General features: G+C 66.6%; 17 protein-coding genes. 7 read left to right on the forward strand and 10 right to left on the reverse strand.

The window, feature by feature from the left end:
- Positions 1–18: 18 nt before the first annotated feature.
- The 6 genes from QGN32_RS19640 to QGN32_RS19665 all read left to right on the forward strand — a co-directional run bounded on the left by QGN32_RS19640 (position 19) and on the right by QGN32_RS19665 (position 4,463).
- A complete protein-coding gene (locus QGN32_RS19640; RefSeq protein WP_326545941.1) occupies positions 19–1,290 on the forward strand; it encodes an aromatic ring-hydroxylating oxygenase subunit alpha in 1,272 nt (423 codons plus the stop codon).
- A gap of 3 nt (positions 1,291–1,293) precedes the next feature.
- Positions 1,294–1,623 carry a hypothetical protein gene (locus tag QGN32_RS19645; protein WP_326545942.1) on the forward strand — a complete coding sequence of 110 codons (330 nt, stop codon included), beginning with the start codon at positions 1,294–1,296 and terminating at the stop codon, positions 1,621–1,623.
- A 16-nt stretch (positions 1,624–1,639) separates the two neighbouring features.
- Positions 1,640–2,485, forward strand: coding sequence for a TauD/TfdA dioxygenase family protein (locus QGN32_RS19650; protein ID WP_326545943.1), 846 nt, complete (start codon positions 1,640–1,642; stop codon positions 2,483–2,485).
- A gap of 172 nt (positions 2,486–2,657) precedes the next feature.
- The gene (locus QGN32_RS19655) at positions 2,658–3,947 is read left to right on the forward strand and encodes a cytochrome P450 (protein WP_326545944.1); all 1,290 of its coding nucleotides are present in this window, start codon (positions 2,658–2,660) and stop codon (positions 3,945–3,947) included.
- Positions 3,944–4,135 carry a ferredoxin gene (locus QGN32_RS19660; RefSeq protein WP_326545945.1) on the forward strand — a complete coding sequence of 64 codons (192 nt, stop codon included), beginning with the start codon at positions 3,944–3,946 and terminating at the stop codon, positions 4,133–4,135. Before QGN32_RS19655 ends, QGN32_RS19660 begins: the two co-directional genes overlap by 4 nt.
- A gap of 43 nt (positions 4,136–4,178) precedes the next feature.
- Positions 4,179–4,463 (forward strand): DUF1330 domain-containing protein, encoded by a 285-nt coding sequence (locus tag QGN32_RS19665; RefSeq protein WP_326545946.1) that lies wholly within the window; start codon positions 4,179–4,181, stop codon positions 4,461–4,463.
- A 77-nt stretch (positions 4,464–4,540) separates the two neighbouring features.
- Here the strand turns inward: QGN32_RS19665 and QGN32_RS19670 are convergent, their stop codons facing one another.
- From QGN32_RS19670 to QGN32_RS19710, 9 genes are all read right to left on the reverse strand, one after another.
- Positions 4,541–5,311: an alpha/beta fold hydrolase gene (locus QGN32_RS19670; protein ID WP_326545947.1), complete on the reverse strand. Its 771-nt coding sequence runs from the start codon at positions 5,309–5,311 to the stop codon at positions 4,541–4,543.
- Positions 5,312–5,407: 96 nt separating this feature from the next.
- On the reverse strand, positions 5,408–5,608 hold the full coding sequence (locus tag QGN32_RS19675; RefSeq protein ID WP_326545948.1) for a ferredoxin: 201 nt from the start codon (positions 5,606–5,608) through the stop codon (positions 5,408–5,410).
- Positions 5,605–6,807 (reverse strand): cytochrome P450, encoded by a 1,203-nt coding sequence (locus QGN32_RS19680; RefSeq protein WP_326545949.1) that lies wholly within the window; start codon positions 6,805–6,807, stop codon positions 5,605–5,607. Before QGN32_RS19680 ends, QGN32_RS19675 begins: the two co-directional genes overlap by 4 nt.
- 113 nt (positions 6,808–6,920) lie before the next feature.
- Entirely contained in the window at positions 6,921–7,715 is a 795-nt protein-coding gene (locus tag QGN32_RS19685) for an NAD(P)-dependent oxidoreductase (protein WP_326545950.1), read from the reverse strand.
- Positions 7,712–8,530 (reverse strand): NAD(P)-dependent oxidoreductase, encoded by an 819-nt coding sequence (locus tag QGN32_RS19690; protein WP_326545951.1) that lies wholly within the window; start codon positions 8,528–8,530, stop codon positions 7,712–7,714. The genes QGN32_RS19685 and QGN32_RS19690 overlap by 4 nt, the downstream gene beginning before the upstream one ends.
- Complete coding sequence (locus tag QGN32_RS19695; protein ID WP_326545952.1) at positions 8,530–9,423, reverse strand: alpha/beta fold hydrolase; 894 nt, start codon at positions 9,421–9,423, stop codon at positions 8,530–8,532. The genes QGN32_RS19690 and QGN32_RS19695 overlap by 1 nt, the downstream gene beginning before the upstream one ends.
- The gene (locus tag QGN32_RS19700) at positions 9,420–11,063 is read right to left on the reverse strand and encodes a thiolase C-terminal domain-containing protein (protein ID WP_326545953.1); all 1,644 of its coding nucleotides are present in this window, start codon (positions 11,061–11,063) and stop codon (positions 9,420–9,422) included. Before QGN32_RS19700 ends, QGN32_RS19695 begins: the two co-directional genes overlap by 4 nt.
- Positions 11,060–11,371 (reverse strand): ferredoxin, encoded by a 312-nt coding sequence (locus tag QGN32_RS19705; protein ID WP_442791729.1) that lies wholly within the window; start codon positions 11,369–11,371, stop codon positions 11,060–11,062. Before QGN32_RS19705 ends, QGN32_RS19700 begins: the two co-directional genes overlap by 4 nt.
- Complete coding sequence (locus tag QGN32_RS19710; RefSeq protein WP_326545954.1) at positions 11,368–12,669, reverse strand: NADH-ubiquinone oxidoreductase-F iron-sulfur binding region domain-containing protein; 1,302 nt, start codon at positions 12,667–12,669, stop codon at positions 11,368–11,370. The genes QGN32_RS19705 and QGN32_RS19710 overlap by 4 nt, the downstream gene beginning before the upstream one ends.
- Positions 12,670–12,705: 36 nt before the next feature.
- Between QGN32_RS19710 and QGN32_RS19715 the strand changes: the two genes are divergently transcribed.
- A complete protein-coding gene (locus tag QGN32_RS19715; protein ID WP_326545955.1) occupies positions 12,706–13,188 on the forward strand; it encodes a hypothetical protein in 483 nt (160 codons plus the stop codon).
- Positions 13,189–13,225: 37 nt separating this feature from the next.
- Here the strand turns inward: QGN32_RS19715 and QGN32_RS19720 are convergent, their stop codons facing one another.
- The gene (locus tag QGN32_RS19720) at positions 13,226–14,134 is read right to left on the reverse strand and encodes an alpha/beta fold hydrolase (protein ID WP_326545956.1); all 909 of its coding nucleotides are present in this window, start codon (positions 14,132–14,134) and stop codon (positions 13,226–13,228) included.
- Between the last annotated feature and the right edge of the window lie 68 nt (positions 14,135–14,202).

Consider the following 14,202-nt stretch of genomic DNA (forward strand, 5'->3'; position numbering starts at 1 on the left):
AACAACAGGGAGGTACACATGGCGAAGTGGCCCAAGCCGGCTGACGGAAGCTGGACCGAGCATTACCCAGAACTGGGAACCGGGCCGATCTCGTTCCGGGACTCGACCTCACCGGAGTTCTACGAACTCGAACGCCAGGCCATCTTCAAGCGGGCCTGGCTCAACGTCGCCCGTGTCGAGGAGTTGCCGCGCGTCGGCAGCTATCTCACCAAGGAGATCGACGTGGCCAAGACGTCGGTGATCGTGGTGCGGGGTAAGGACCAGCAGATCCGGGCGTTCTACAACGTCTGCCGTCACCGCGGGAACAAGTTGGTGTGGAACGACTACCCCAACGAAGAGGTCAAGGGCACGTGTCGTCAGTTCACCTGCAAGTATCACGGCTGGCGTTACGACCTCAAGGGCGATCTGACGTTCGTCCAGCAGCCGGGGGAGTTCTTCGGTCTGGACAACGCGCGATACGGGCTCAAGCCGGTGCGGTGCGACGTCTGGAACGGGTTCATCTTCATCAACTTCGACCCGGAACCGCGGTGGAGCCTGCGGGAATTCCTCGGTCCCATGATCACCGCGCTCGACGACTACCCGTTCGAGATGATGACCGAGCGTTACGAATTCGAGGCGCGCAACAACAGCAACTGGAAGATCTTCGCCGACGCGTTCCAGGAGTACTATCACGTGCCGTCGCTGCACAGCCAGCAGGTGCCCAGCGAGGTGCGCCAACCGAATGCGACGTTCGAGTGCGGGCACTTCCAGATCGACGGGCCGCATCGCCTGGTGTCCACGGCCGGTACGCGACGGTGGTTGCTCGCGCCGGAGTACATGTACCCCGTCGAACGGGTCACGCGCAGTGGGCTGGTCGGGCCGTGGCGCACCCCGGAGACGCACCAGTCGGCCGGTCTGAACCCGGGCGGGATCGAACCGTGGGGCATCACCAACTTCCAGATCTTCCCGAACCTGGAGATCCTCATCTACCACGGCTGGTATCTGCTGTACCGGTATTGGCCGACGTCGCACAACACCCATAAGTTCGAGGCGTACAACGCGTTTTACCCGGCCCGCTCCGTGCGCGAGCGTATCGAACACGAGGTCGCTTCGGTCGTGCTCAAGGAGTTCGCATTGCAGGACGCCGGGATGCTCGGCGGCACGCAGGCGGCGCTGGAGTACGGCCTGGACGAGCCGATAGTCGACAACTATCCGCTGTCCGATCAGGAGATCCTCGTGCGTCATCTGCATCATGAGGCGGTCAAGTGGGTCGAGGAGTACAAGTCCGAACGCGCACCCGTGGGGGTGTGAGCGGTGACCCGACTGCCGAGCGCCTTCGCCGAGTTCGAGCCATTCGCCGAGAAGTGGTGCCTGCCAACCGAATCAGAGCGATGGACGACGCGTCTCAAAACGCCCATGCCGGAGATACGGGAGTTCTACGATGCGTTCACCCCTCGGTTCGAGGAGGCGATCGACTACTGCGACAAGTTCCCCCTCGACGACGTGCCCGACGATGCGCTGAACCTGCTGCATCTCATCTACTCGATGATCATGGTGTCGATGGCCGTCGAGGTCTTCGGCACCCAGAAGCCCGCCGACTCCGCCGACGCCGTGATGAACCGCGTCAGCGCGCCGGTGCCGTGACGACGACAGGACGACCATGACCGTGCTGACGATCAACAAGCTCACCGCGTCGGTCGGCGCGGAGGTGACCGGTCTGGACTCCGAGGCGCTGGCGGACGACGAGGCGCTCGGCGCCGCGGTCCTCGACGCGCTGGAGGACAACGGCGTGCTGGTGTTCCCGGGCCTCGGGCTGACGCCGGAGGCGCAGGTGGCGTTCTGCCGGCGACTCGGCGACATCGATCACTCCTCGGACGGTCACCATCCGGTTGCCGGTATCTATCCCGTCACGCTCGACAAGTCGAAGAACTCTTCGGCGGCCTACCTGCGGGCCACGTTCGACTGGCACATCGACGGATGCACGCCGACCAACGACGAGTGCCCGCAGAAGGCGACGGTGCTCTCGGCCAAGCAGGTGGCCGAGACCGGCGGGGAGACGGAGTTCGCGAACTCGTATGCGGCCTACGAGGCGTTCAGCGACGAGGAGAAGGAGCGCTTCGGGCCGCTGCGGGTGGTGCATTCGCTGGAGGCCTCACAGCGTCGGGTCAATCCCGACCCGTCGCCCGAGGAGTTGGCGCGCTGGCGGTCCCGACCGACGCACGAGCACCCGCTGGTGTGGACGCACCGCAGCGGTCGCAAATCGTTGGTGCTGGGGGCGTCGGCGGATCACGTCGTCGGCATGGACGTCGAGGAGGGGCGGGCGCTGCTGGCCGACCTGCTCGACCGGGCCACGCAGCCGGGCCTGGTGTATAGGCACCGCTGGTCCGTCGGCGACACCGTGATCTGGGACAACAACGGCGTCCTGCACCGCGCGGCGCCCTACGACCCCGACTCGCCGCGCGAGATGCTGCGCACCACAGTGCTCGGCGACGAGCCGATCCAATGAGTGATTTCGGTGCGCAACCGATCGCTGTCCGATAGGTAGGGCGCCGAAACCGCGTGGTGCGCTGAGCGGGTGCACAGCGCCGCGTTGACGCGGGCGTGCCACTATGGAAATCTAATAACCGGATATGAGAATCACGTTCTCGCCACTTGAGATCGTTCGAAACGGAGGGCGCATGGCCGAGGACCTCACCACGGTCGACTTCTTCCGGGACAGGCGTCTGACCGACGACCCGTACCCGTTCTACGAGGCGCTGCGCAACAAGTGCCCGGTCAGTCGCGAGGACCACTACGGCGTGACGATGGTGACCGGCTGGCAGGAGGCCGTCGGCGTCTACAACGACGCCGAAACGTTCTCGTCGTGCATCTCGGTCACCGGCCCGTTCCCGGGCTTCCCGGTGCCGCTCGAAGGTGACGATGTGACCAACCTGATCATCGAGCACCGCGACGAGATCCCGTTCAGTGACCAGCTGCCGACGCTGGACCCGCCGACGCACACCAACCATCGCGCCCTGCTGATGCGGCTGATCACCCCGAAGCGCCTCAAGGAGAACGAGGACGCGATGTGGCAGCTCGCCGACGACATCCTCGACGAGTTCCTCGCGCCCGGGCAGGGGGAGTTCATCGGCGGGTTCGCCGGACCGTTCACGTTGCGGGTGATCGCCGACCTGCTCGGGGTGCCCGACGAAGACCGCCCCGAACTGTTGGAGCGGCTGGCCCGCGGAACGCACGGCGGCGGACTTGGCAACGCCGACAAGACCCTGACCAAGACGCCGCTGGAGTATCTCTACGAGGTGTTCGCCGAGTACGTCGAGGACCGTCGTCGTGAACCGCGTGACGACGTGCTGACCGGCTTGGCGACCGCGACATTCCCGGACGGCACCGTACCGGAGGTGGCCGACGTCGTGCGGGTGGCCACCAACGTGTTCTCGGCCGGGCAGGAGACCACGGTGCGGCTGTTGAGCACGGCGCTGAAGGTGCTCGGGGACCACCCCGACATTCAGCGCCGTCTGCGCGAGGACCGCAGCCTGCTGCCGAATTTCATCGAGGAGTGCCTACGCATCGAGAGCCCGGTCAAGGGCGACTTCCGGTTGTCGCGGGTGCCCACCACCGTCGGCGACCACCCGCTCGGCGCCGGCGCCACGGTGATGGTGATCAACGGTGCGGCCAACCGCGATCCGCGCCGCTTCGAGGATCCGGACAGCTTCGATCCGGAGCGCAAGAACGCCCGTCAGCATCTCGCATTCGGCCGCGGCATTCACAGCTGCCCGGGCGCACCGCTGGCGCGCGCCGAGACCCGCGTCGGGCTGGAGCGGTTGTTGGACCGGACCACCGACATCCGGATCAGCGAGGCCCACCACGGCCCCGCGGGTGAACGCCGCTACAACTACATCCCGACCTACATCCTGCGCGGGTTGACCGAACTGCATCTGGAATTCGACGTCGTTTCGGGTGATGCCGGATGAGGGTCACCGTCGACGAAGACCGCTGCGCAGGCCACGGCATGTGTTTGACGTTGTGCCCCGAGGTGTTCGAGCTGAACGACGACGGGTGGTCGGTAGCTAGCCCCGATGAGGTGCCCGCGGAACTCGAATCCGCTGCGCGCGAGGCGATCGCGAACTGTCCTGAACGTGCAATACGCGAAATCGACTGAAGCACCCGTCGGCGGTGCCGACAATTCAGACAAGGAGACTCGAATGGCAAAGGCGTACATCCTCATCACCGAGGACGTCAAGGATGCGGACGGAATGGTCGAGTACAGCAAGCTGGCCAGCCAGACGATGGCCCGCGCGACACTGCTGGCGTTCGACCAGAAGGCCGAGGTGATCGAGGGTACCTGGCACGGCACGCAGACGGTTCTGCTCGAGTTCGAGTCCGAGGAGGCGGCCAAGGCGTGGTACTACTCCGACGAGTACCAGGCCGCCGTGAAGCTGCGCCAGGCCGCCGCCGACTGCAATGGTGTCATCCTGCACGGGCTCTGATCTTCTCCCGCGAGTAAACCGAAACTGCGCATTTTCAACGGATTTCGGGCAGGTGTAGGTCTGCTTGGCGAGCTGAGTCAGTGAGGAACCAGCGGGCCGATGGGTTTGGTCGTGGTGGCATGCACCAGCAACTCCGCCAGATCTCGCGGCCGGCTCAGGAACGGCGAGTGCGACGTGTCGATGGTCAACTGCTCGACGCCGAGGCGACGCGTCACGGTGTCGGCGAGCCACTGTGGCATCGACTGATCCTGCATGCAACGGACGAAGCTGCGGGGCAACTCGGCGTCCCAGAACCGGGGCACCGACACCGGTGTCACGGTCGTGTCGCCGAACCGCTCGGGGCCGAGGCGCTCGAACGCCCAGCGCGCGGTGGTCTCGTCGCAGTCGTGGTAGAAGTACCGCCACGCGCCCTCGAAGTCGGCGAACCACATCGCGCCGTCGCCGTCAAACTTGAGGTAGCCCAACATCTCTCCGACATCGGCGTCGAAGCCCTCGCCGAGTTCATCCCCGTCGTCGCGCATCGCCATGGCTTCGGGATAGGTGCGGCCTTCACGGGGTAGTGCGGCTGCAAGGTAGACGATGTGGTCGACCAGTTCCGGGACGGCGTCGGCGGCCAGCGTGGCATCGAAGCCGCCGCCGGAATGGCCGACCAGCACGCTCTTGCCGGTCCGCAGCGCCGACACGATCGCGTCGCGGCGGTTGGCCAATGTCGATTCCTCGTCGACACGCGCGCCGTGGCCGGGAAGATCGACGGCGACTGCGTCGTGACCCATCGCCACCAGCTCGTCGATCGTGCGTTCCCAGCACCACGAGGCGTGAAAACCGCCGTGTACGAAGACGAACCGCATCAGCTCAGCACGCGGACCGGGGCATGGGACCATCCGGTGACGTGCTGCGGTCCTTCGGGGTACTCCTGCGAGAACAGATCGACGACGAGTCTCGCGTCATGCGTCTTCGATCGAGATCGCCTGGCGCGGGCATTGGCGCACGGCTTCTCTGACCTGCTGTTCGTTCTCCGGCGTCACTTCTTCCTGCAGGACGTGCAGATAGTCTTGGTCGTCGAGGTCGAACACCTCGGGGATGATGCCCATGCACACCCCGTTGCTCTCGCAAAGCCCGAAGTCGACGACGATCTTTCGGGTCATTTCAACACCCTCACAGGCACATGGTGATAGCCGGCGACGTTCTGCATCGTGACGCGCTGCAGGCCGTCGAAGTCGACCTCGTAGCGCGGCATGAAGTCGAGCAGGCGGTCCAGCGCGATCGCGCTCTCCATGCGCGCCAGCGCCGCACCGAGGCAGCTGTGGATGCCGTACCCGAGGCCGAGGTTCTGCGCCTGGGTGCGGTCGCGGGTGATGTCGAAGGTCTCCGCATCGTCGAACGCGCGTGGGTCGCGGTTGGCCGCGGCTCCCATGAGGAACACCGGCTTGTGCGCGGGGACGATGCCGCTGGGCAACTCGACCTCCTTGATGCTGTAGCGCACGTTGTACTGCACGGGCCCGACGTAGCGAAGCAGCTCCTCGACCGCGGCGGGGATCAGGCTGCGGTCGTCGAGCAGCATCTGCCACTGCTCGGGGTGCTGGGCGAAGACCACGACCGCACTGCCCACCAACTTTGTGACCGTCTCTGCGCCGGCACCGCCGAGAAGTGTTGCGAAACCAGTGATCTCGATGTCGTCGAGTTTGCGCAGATTGCCATCGTCGTCGGGAATCTCCGCGGCGATGAGGCGGCTGATCATGTCGTCCTGCGGATTCTGCCGCCGCTCCTGAACCAGGCTGTAGTAATACATGCCCGAGTCGATGTTGGCCTGCATGTTCTTTTCGGACAGTTCGATCTGTCCGGGCTGGCGCTCCAGGCTGGTGTCGATCCAGTGCCGGACCTGCTGGCGGAAGTCCTCTGGCACCCCGGCCATGCGGGTGATCACCTCGACGGGGAAGGGGCCGGAGAAGTCCTGGACCACGTCGAAGTTGTCCGGGTCGGCCTTGGCCAGGTACTGCTCGACGAGTTCGGTGACGGTCTCGCGCTGCGACTGAATGGCCCGCGGCGTGAACGCCTTGTTCAGCAAGCTGCGCATGTGCCGGTGGTCCGGCGGGTCCATGAAGATGATGGACTTCTGCGGAACGTCTTTCGACCGCACCATGGCTAGGTCGCAGCCGTAGGCCGACGAGAACGACTCGTGATCCTTGAACCCGGCGGCCACATCCGCGTGCCGGGTCAGCGCATAGAAGTCCTCGTCCTCGTCGTAGTAGATCGGGGCTTCGTCGCGCATCCGCTGGTAAATCTCGTACGGATTGTCGAAGTACTCCTGCGACACCGGGTTGAACACCAATTTGGGCTTGGTCATGGTCTCCTCTTTCGCGGCGGGCTGACGACCGCTTCCGTTACGCGAGGCCGCAATATTGTAACGCCCCTAGTATGCCTCACCGGAAGTCTCCTGGTAAGGGGAATCGCCGCTGTTTATGGGCTGATTCCGGCATCGATGACGTCGTCGAGAAGCCCGAGGTCGCCGCCCAGTTCGGCGGCGGTCCGGCGCACCACCGCAACGTCCTTGCCGATGAACTCGCCGACGTCTGCGACGAAGCCCTGCACCGAGCCGCGCGCGGCGATGAGCTCGCCGACCCGGCTCGCGCCGCTGCCGTGCATCACCGAGGTCAGCAGCTTCGCTTCCTCGACGCCGAGCCGAGCGCCGAGGTCGACCGCGGTGCGCAGCAGGCCGATCTGCGCGGCGAACAGGCTGTTGTTGACCAGCTTCACCGCCTGCCCCGCCCCGAGGGGGCCGACGTGCAGGATCGGTTCGCCGTAACAGGCGAGGACGGGCCGAACCTTGTCGACGGCCTGCTCGGTTCCGCCGACGAACAGCGTCACCGTGCCCGCCGCGATGTTGTGGGGTCCGCCGCTGACCGGGGCGTCGACGATGCCGAGGTCGGGGAACTTCGCCGCGAGGTCGCGCGCGGTGGCCGGGCTTCCGGTGGTGTGCAGAATCAGGGCCGAGCCGGGGCGCATCGCTGCTGCCACCCCGTCGTCCACACACACCTGCTGGACCTGTTCGTCGGTGAATACGCAGACGACGACGACCTCGGCGCCCTCGGCGACGTCGGCCGCGCGGGGGACCGGCTGCGCACCGAGGTCTCCGATCGCGGCGCAGCGCTCGTCGGTCCTGCCGAGGACCCGTACGTCGTGACCGTGTTCGAGGAGGCGGCGCACCATCGGCGCGCCCATGCGCCCGGCCCCGACGAACCCGATGCGCGTCACCGTGGGTAGTCCATGTTGTTCAGCGCCGTGTCGGCGACGGTGAACACCGTTCCCTCCGGTATGGATCCCGCTGCGGCGATGCTGGCGGCGTGTCGAACGTCCTTCTGCAGCAGTGCGCCCGCGATCGGCGCGAGCCCCTCGACCGTGCCGCCGAAGATCGCGATGCTACCGAGGGCCTTGCTGGTGGCCGAGCCGCCGTTGAGCACCTCGGCGAGACGAACGCGCGGAATACCGAGCGACTCACCGAGATCGAGTGTGCTCAGCGCGGCGCCGAGATTCGCGGTGAACAACAAGTTGTTGAGGATCTTGGTGACCTGGCCGCTACCGAGTGGGCCGAGATGCACGATCGGGTCGGCGTATGTCGCGAACACCGGCCGGCAGCGCTCGAGAACGTCCTCCGCGCCGCCGACCATGACCAGCAGCTTGCCTTCCTCGACCGCGGGGCCGCCGCCGCTGACCGGCGCGTCGATGACCGAGACACCTTGTTTGGCAGCGACTTCGGCGATCTCCCCGCAGGTGTCGGGGTGGATCGTGCTGTGGATCGCGATCACGCCGCCCGAGGCGAGGCCGGCGAGCACCCCGTTATCGCCGTTGAGCACTTCGCGGACGTCGTCGTCCCCGACGACGCACAGGCACACCAGGTCGCTCGCGGCGGCCAACTCTGCGGGTGTGCCTGCGGTCTTGGCGGCTGTGCCGGCGTACGGTTCGAGACTGGCCGCGCGGCGTGCCCACAGCGTGGTCTCGAACCCGCCTTCGACGATCCGGCGTGCCATGGGGCCGCCCTGACTGCCCAGGCCGATGAATCCGACGCGCATCAATCCGCCTCCGCTTTCTGCTCAGTGTCTTTTCGGCTCCCGACGCATTCCTCGGCGAACGACAAGACCTTCTGGTGATACTCCGCCGCAGCGATTGACAGCGACAGGTTGTGACCCGCCCCGGCTTGCTCGTTGAGTTCGAAACGCGGCGCGGCGGTGAACAACGCGGCGATGTCGGCCAGCGCCTCGGGGTCCGTTCGCCACACCCGCTCGTGCTCGGCGACGGTGAACTGCACCGGGACCTCGACTTGTGCAGCCAGTGCCGGAAACTCCTGTCGCGGCCAGGTTTTCGTCACCTCGGCCTCGTAAGGGGCGCCCGTGGACGAGTTCGTGACGCCGGAGAGCACCTCGGGCGGATACAGGTCGGCGGGCTGCCACAGCAGGTCACGAAGTCCTACCGGCCGCCGAGTGGCTGTCGTCGTCTTGATGATGTCGGCGGCGGCGTCGGCGTAGCGCAACCCGGTGCCCGCCAGGCTGAGGCCGAGAACGCCTGCCCGAGCGGCGTTGTCGCTGACGGCCATCCGCACCGCCAGTTCACAACCCGCGGAGTGGCCGAGCAGGAACAACCCTGCGCCGCGCGGCTTCTGGCCGAGAGCCTTCGCTACGGCCCCGAACGCAAAAGCCACCCGTCGGCCGGGTTGGTGCATGGCATCGGGGTACGGCGCCGAACTGCCGTAGCCGGGACGGTCCAACGCCACCACGGTGAAACCCGCGGCGGTCCCGGTGCGCAGCAGCGACAGCTCTGGGTGCCCGGGGCAGTCGAAATACGCTGCGGTGCTTGCACCTCCGTGTAAGGCGACGATGACCGCAGCCGGATCCTCGGCTTCGGCGATGAGCCCCGACATCGGCACGCCGTCGACGAGGACGACGCGGGGGCGCGGATCAAGGGTCATGCGTCGGTCCGCATCAGGATTGCGCCGCTGGGGGTCAGGCCGCCGCTGCTGACCACCGCGACGCGGGCGTCTTTGACCTGACGCGGGCCGGCATCGCCGCGCAACTGGGTCACCGCTTCGTGGATCAGGCCCATACCGTGTGTGCGGCCGTGAGACAACTGCCCGCCGTGGGTGTTCAATGGGATCACCCCGTCACGGGCGATGGCCTTGCCGCCGTCGAGGAAGTCCTTCGCCTCGCCGATGCCGCAGAAGCCGAGGGCCTCCAGCCACGACAGGCAGTTGAACGAGAAGCCGTCGTACAGTTGGGCGACGTCGACGTCCTCGGGCCGCAGCGATGTTCGGGTCCACAGGTGGGCCGCCTGGCCGAGGACCTGGGGCTCGTGGGTCAGCGTGCTCTGGTCCCAGTCGGTGCGTTCGACGATCTGGGTGCCGACGGCCTCGAACAGCACCGGTTTGCGCGGCATGTCCCTGGCGGCCTCGACGGCGGAGACGACGACCGCGACGGCGCCGTCGCACGGTACGTCACAGTCGTACAAACCGAACGGAGTGGTGATCATCCGGGCGTTGAGGTAGTCGTCCATGGTCATCGGGTCGCGGTAAATCGCGGTCGGGTTGAGCGTTGCGTTCGCCCGCTGGTTCAGCGCGATCCAGCCGAGCGTCTCGCGCGTGGTGCCGTAGCGGTCGAAGTGGCGCTGCGCGTTGAGCGCCAGGGTGTGCGCGGCCGACATCGCACCGAACGGCATCTGCCAACTCGACGTTCGGGCGCCGCCGGGCGGGGCGGCCTTGCCTTCCTTCATCAACTGTTGGAACGTCGCCTCCCACAAGGTGCGGAAACACAGCACGTGACGAGCCATGCCCGTGGCGACCGCCATCATCGCGGCGATGACCGAGCCGCCGGGGCCGAAGGTGTCCATGCCGCCGTTGATCCACGCCGGGCGAAGACCCAGGGCGCCCTCGAGCGCCGCGACGCCACCTTCGCCCATGCCCGCGATGTCCAACCCAGGGTACGTGGACAGCCCGTCGATGTCGTCGAACGTGAGGCCCGCGTCGGCGACGGCGGACTCGCACGCCTCGACGGTCAGCGACAGTGGTGGCACCATGAGTCGGCGACCGAGTCGCGACGCGCCGATGCCGGTGATCGCCGAGCGCTCCTCGAACCGCTGGGTGGTCAGCGGCGGGCTCACGTGCCGGCCGAAGTCCTGCGGCGCGATCTCGTCCTCGGGCAGCGGTCCGGTCTGCCCGTCGGTGCTGGGCCGGAAGACCGGCAGCCAGACGTCTTCGATCTTCTCGAACTGGACTTCGACGAGCTGGCCGAGCTCGAGGTCGTCGGGGTCGCAGTCGACGATGTTGGTGGTCAACCGAACTCGCGGATCTTCGACGACGGCCACCTGCGCCACTACGTAAGGCGGTGCCAGGTCCGGAAACCCGAACCGATGGTTCACCGTGAACGCCGACAGCGTGGCCTTGCCCGACACGTCGCGCACACCCATGTTGTGGCCCCGGCAGTACCGGCACACCGGTTGCGGCGGATGGATCAGCGCGGCGCAATCCAGACACTCTTGGATGCGCAGGACGCCGTCGGCGCCGGCGGTCCAATAGAACTCGTTCAGTACCGTCAGTTCGGGAAGCGGTCTGCTCACCGAACGAATCCCGAAATTGCCTCGCTGTCATCGGTTTTGGGGTCCGGCTCGGGCGCCTCGTGTGCCTCATGATGTATCGCGGTGTCATCCGAGGGCCGGTGTTCGCCCAGGTAGACGATCGCGTGCACGGGACAGTCCATCAGAGCGCGCATCACCGCGTCCCGGTCCTCCTCCGGCACCGTTCCGTCGCCGATCAGCGAAGCGTAACCCCAGTCGTCCAGCGAGAAATATCCCGGTGCGTGCTTGGCGCAGATCCCGAAGCCGTCGCACACGGTCCGGTCGAGCCGAATCCGCAAGCCGTCAGTCATGATCGAGCCACCGCCTCCACTTCGTAGGGCCGCACGGCGTCGAACGCGTCGGTGCGACAGGCCAAGCAGTCATTGGCGAGATGGCGAGCCACCACCTGCGGGAACTGCCGCAACAGGCTCGCGGCGATATTGGTGGCGCCGTCGAGGGTGCCGCAGGCGCCACGGCCACGCAGCACCACCGACCACCGCTCCAGACGCGTAACGTCCTCGTCGGTCGCCACGCCGTCGCGCAGCGCCGAGGTGACCGCGGACATCGCGGCAGTGCCGTTGAAGCAGGATCCGCACTGGCCGGCGTTCTCCCGGTCGAAGTACGACATCACCGACGCCGCGACGGCGACCGGGCAGTCGTCGGTGAGGATTGAGATCGCCCCACAGCCGAGGCCGCTGCCGAGGCGGCGAATCGATTCGTGGTCGAGCGTCGCATCGAGGATGTCGGTGTTGAGCAGGCCGGCGAAATAGCCGCCCATCAGCACGCCCGTGACCTCGTCGTTGGTCAGGCCGTGCAGTCGCAGCAGGTCGGAAAACGCTGCGCCGTGCGGGACTTCGTACAACGCGGCGGGCCGTCCGGCGCCGGTGATGGAAGCCAGGAAGGTGCCCGGTGACATCGGTGTGCCGACCGACCGGAACTCTCTGGCGCCGTGTTCGTGAATGTAGGGCAGATTGGCCAAGGTTTCGACATTGCTGACCATCGTCGGCAACCCGGTCACGCCCTCCTCGTAGGGACGCGGCGGCTTGTCGGTCGGCTTCGCCGGTCCGCCGTTGATGCGCCGGACCGCGGCGGTCTCCTCTCCCGCGACGTAGCCCGGTTCGACTGTGACGACCGTGATCTCGGTCGCACCGAATGTCTCCCGGGGCAACTCGCCGAGCGCAGCGGCTATTGCTTCGGCAGCTTTCTGGTCGGAGACGTAGACAAAGCCGCGCGAGGCGCCGGCGACGGCGGTGGCCAGCCGCAGCCCGTCGAGGACGAGGTGGGGCCGGTTGCGCAGCAGCCAGCGGTCTTTGACCGATGCGGGTTCGCCCTCTTCGCCGTTCGCGACGACAACGGTCTCGGAGCCGCGATGGTGGGCGGCGTGCACGGTGCGCAGCTTGGTGCCGATCGGGAACGCTGCGCCACCGCGGCCCAGCAGGCCGGACAGATCGATCTGCTGCAGTAGCGCATCGACGTCGGTCAGCGGCCGGTATCCGCCCGCACCGGCGTACTCGACGTAGTCCTCGGGGCCGGCTCCCGGCGGCCGCAGCAGCCGCGGCGCGCAGTCCGGCCAGGCGCCGACGGTGAGTTCGGTGGCTGTAGTGGTCATGGCTGGTCCTTCCGGCCCGCGGATAGGCTGACGGACATGAGGACTGCGGTCGTGCGCGTCGGTGTCGACAAAGCGGGCGAGCTCGCCCCCGCCCAACTCGATGACGGCCTGGCGCGGCTACGGGAGCTGGCGGCCGCGGACGGTATCGAGGTGGTGGCGAACAACCTTGGCGCGCTGCCGCCGCAACGCCGTGAGGTCGAATTGTTGATCACCGGCGACGATCCCGCCGAACTCGATCGTGTCGCGGTCGAGCTGTGCGCTCGAGCATTCGGGGCGTTCGGCGCGATACCGGTGCCGGGAGTGATGACGTTCATCAGTCGTGGCACCGACGACGATGCGCACGGTGTGCTGGCCGGACTCGGGCTCTCGGGAGAGATCGAGCGCGTACCGGGTGAGGAGGGGTGGGATGTGGTGTACGTGACGCTGCCCGAGGCTGATCTCGAACGTGTGCCTGAAAGCCGGGTCCACACCGCGCTCGAGTCGTCGCTGAACTGCGAAGTACATATACGTACGAAGTAGCGCATTGCGTCGCTCGCGGTTGCCGACGGGCCACTCATCAACTGTCCAGGAACTTCAGGATCGCAGGAGCTGCCTGCACCCATGTGTCGAACATGTTGAAGCGCTTGACTTTTCCGGAGGCCCGCTCCTCGCCTGCGCGTTCCCAGGCGTCCTCGGGCCAGGGCGGGTCGATCAGCTGTGACCCTTTGATCAGGCAGCTGACCTCCAGCGATGTCCGTTTTGGATGGTCGAGGTCGTTCTCGCCGCCGCGGATGATCAGCGTGGGCACCTTGATGTTGTCGAACAGTTCGTCCTCGACCCCCGGGATCGTCTGGCCGGGTTTCGGCACGAACGCGTTGAGCCAGCGCAGCATCAGCTTGAGGAACGCGTCGGGGTCCTGGCTTAGGATCCGGTCGCGGTTGGCGGGGTTCTCCGCGATCCGCTGCTTCCATTCGTCAACGGCGGCAACGGCCTTCATGCCCGCGCCGCGGACGGCCAGGATGCTGGGCACGATGTAGTAGGAGCCCAGCACGAAGGATCCGTACACGCCGCCGACGATGTTCCACACCACCAGCTTTCGTACGATCTCCGGGTACAGCATGGCGGTCAGCATCGAGTCGCGGGCGCCGCCGGACCCGCCGGCGATGATGCACGGCCCGATGTCGAGTCCGGTGATCAGCGCGTGCAGGGTTTCGGCCCGCATGTGCGATTCGCTCTGCCCGTAGAACTGCACATCGGACTTGCCACAGTTCGGGCGGTCCCACAGCAGCACCCGGTATCCGCCCTTGACGAGTTCCTCTGCGAGCGGCCGAAGACCCTCGATGTCCTTGCTGAACCGGCCGCCGGGCGTCAGCGCGATGAAATCACCTTCGCTGCCGAGGATCTCGTAGACGACGTTGCCGCGGTTGATGGTGATTGTCTTCTCGCCCGGGTTGAGTTTGGGGCCGGCGGTTCCGGTTGCGGTCACGCTGAACCTCCGCGAACGTGCGCAAACTGCTTTTTTTCGGCGGTGTGTCGTGTGCAAACACGCACACT

Source organism: Mycolicibacterium sp. ND9-15 (genome assembly GCF_035918395.1).
Taxonomy (GTDB): domain Bacteria; phylum Actinomycetota; class Actinomycetes; order Mycobacteriales; family Mycobacteriaceae; genus Mycobacterium.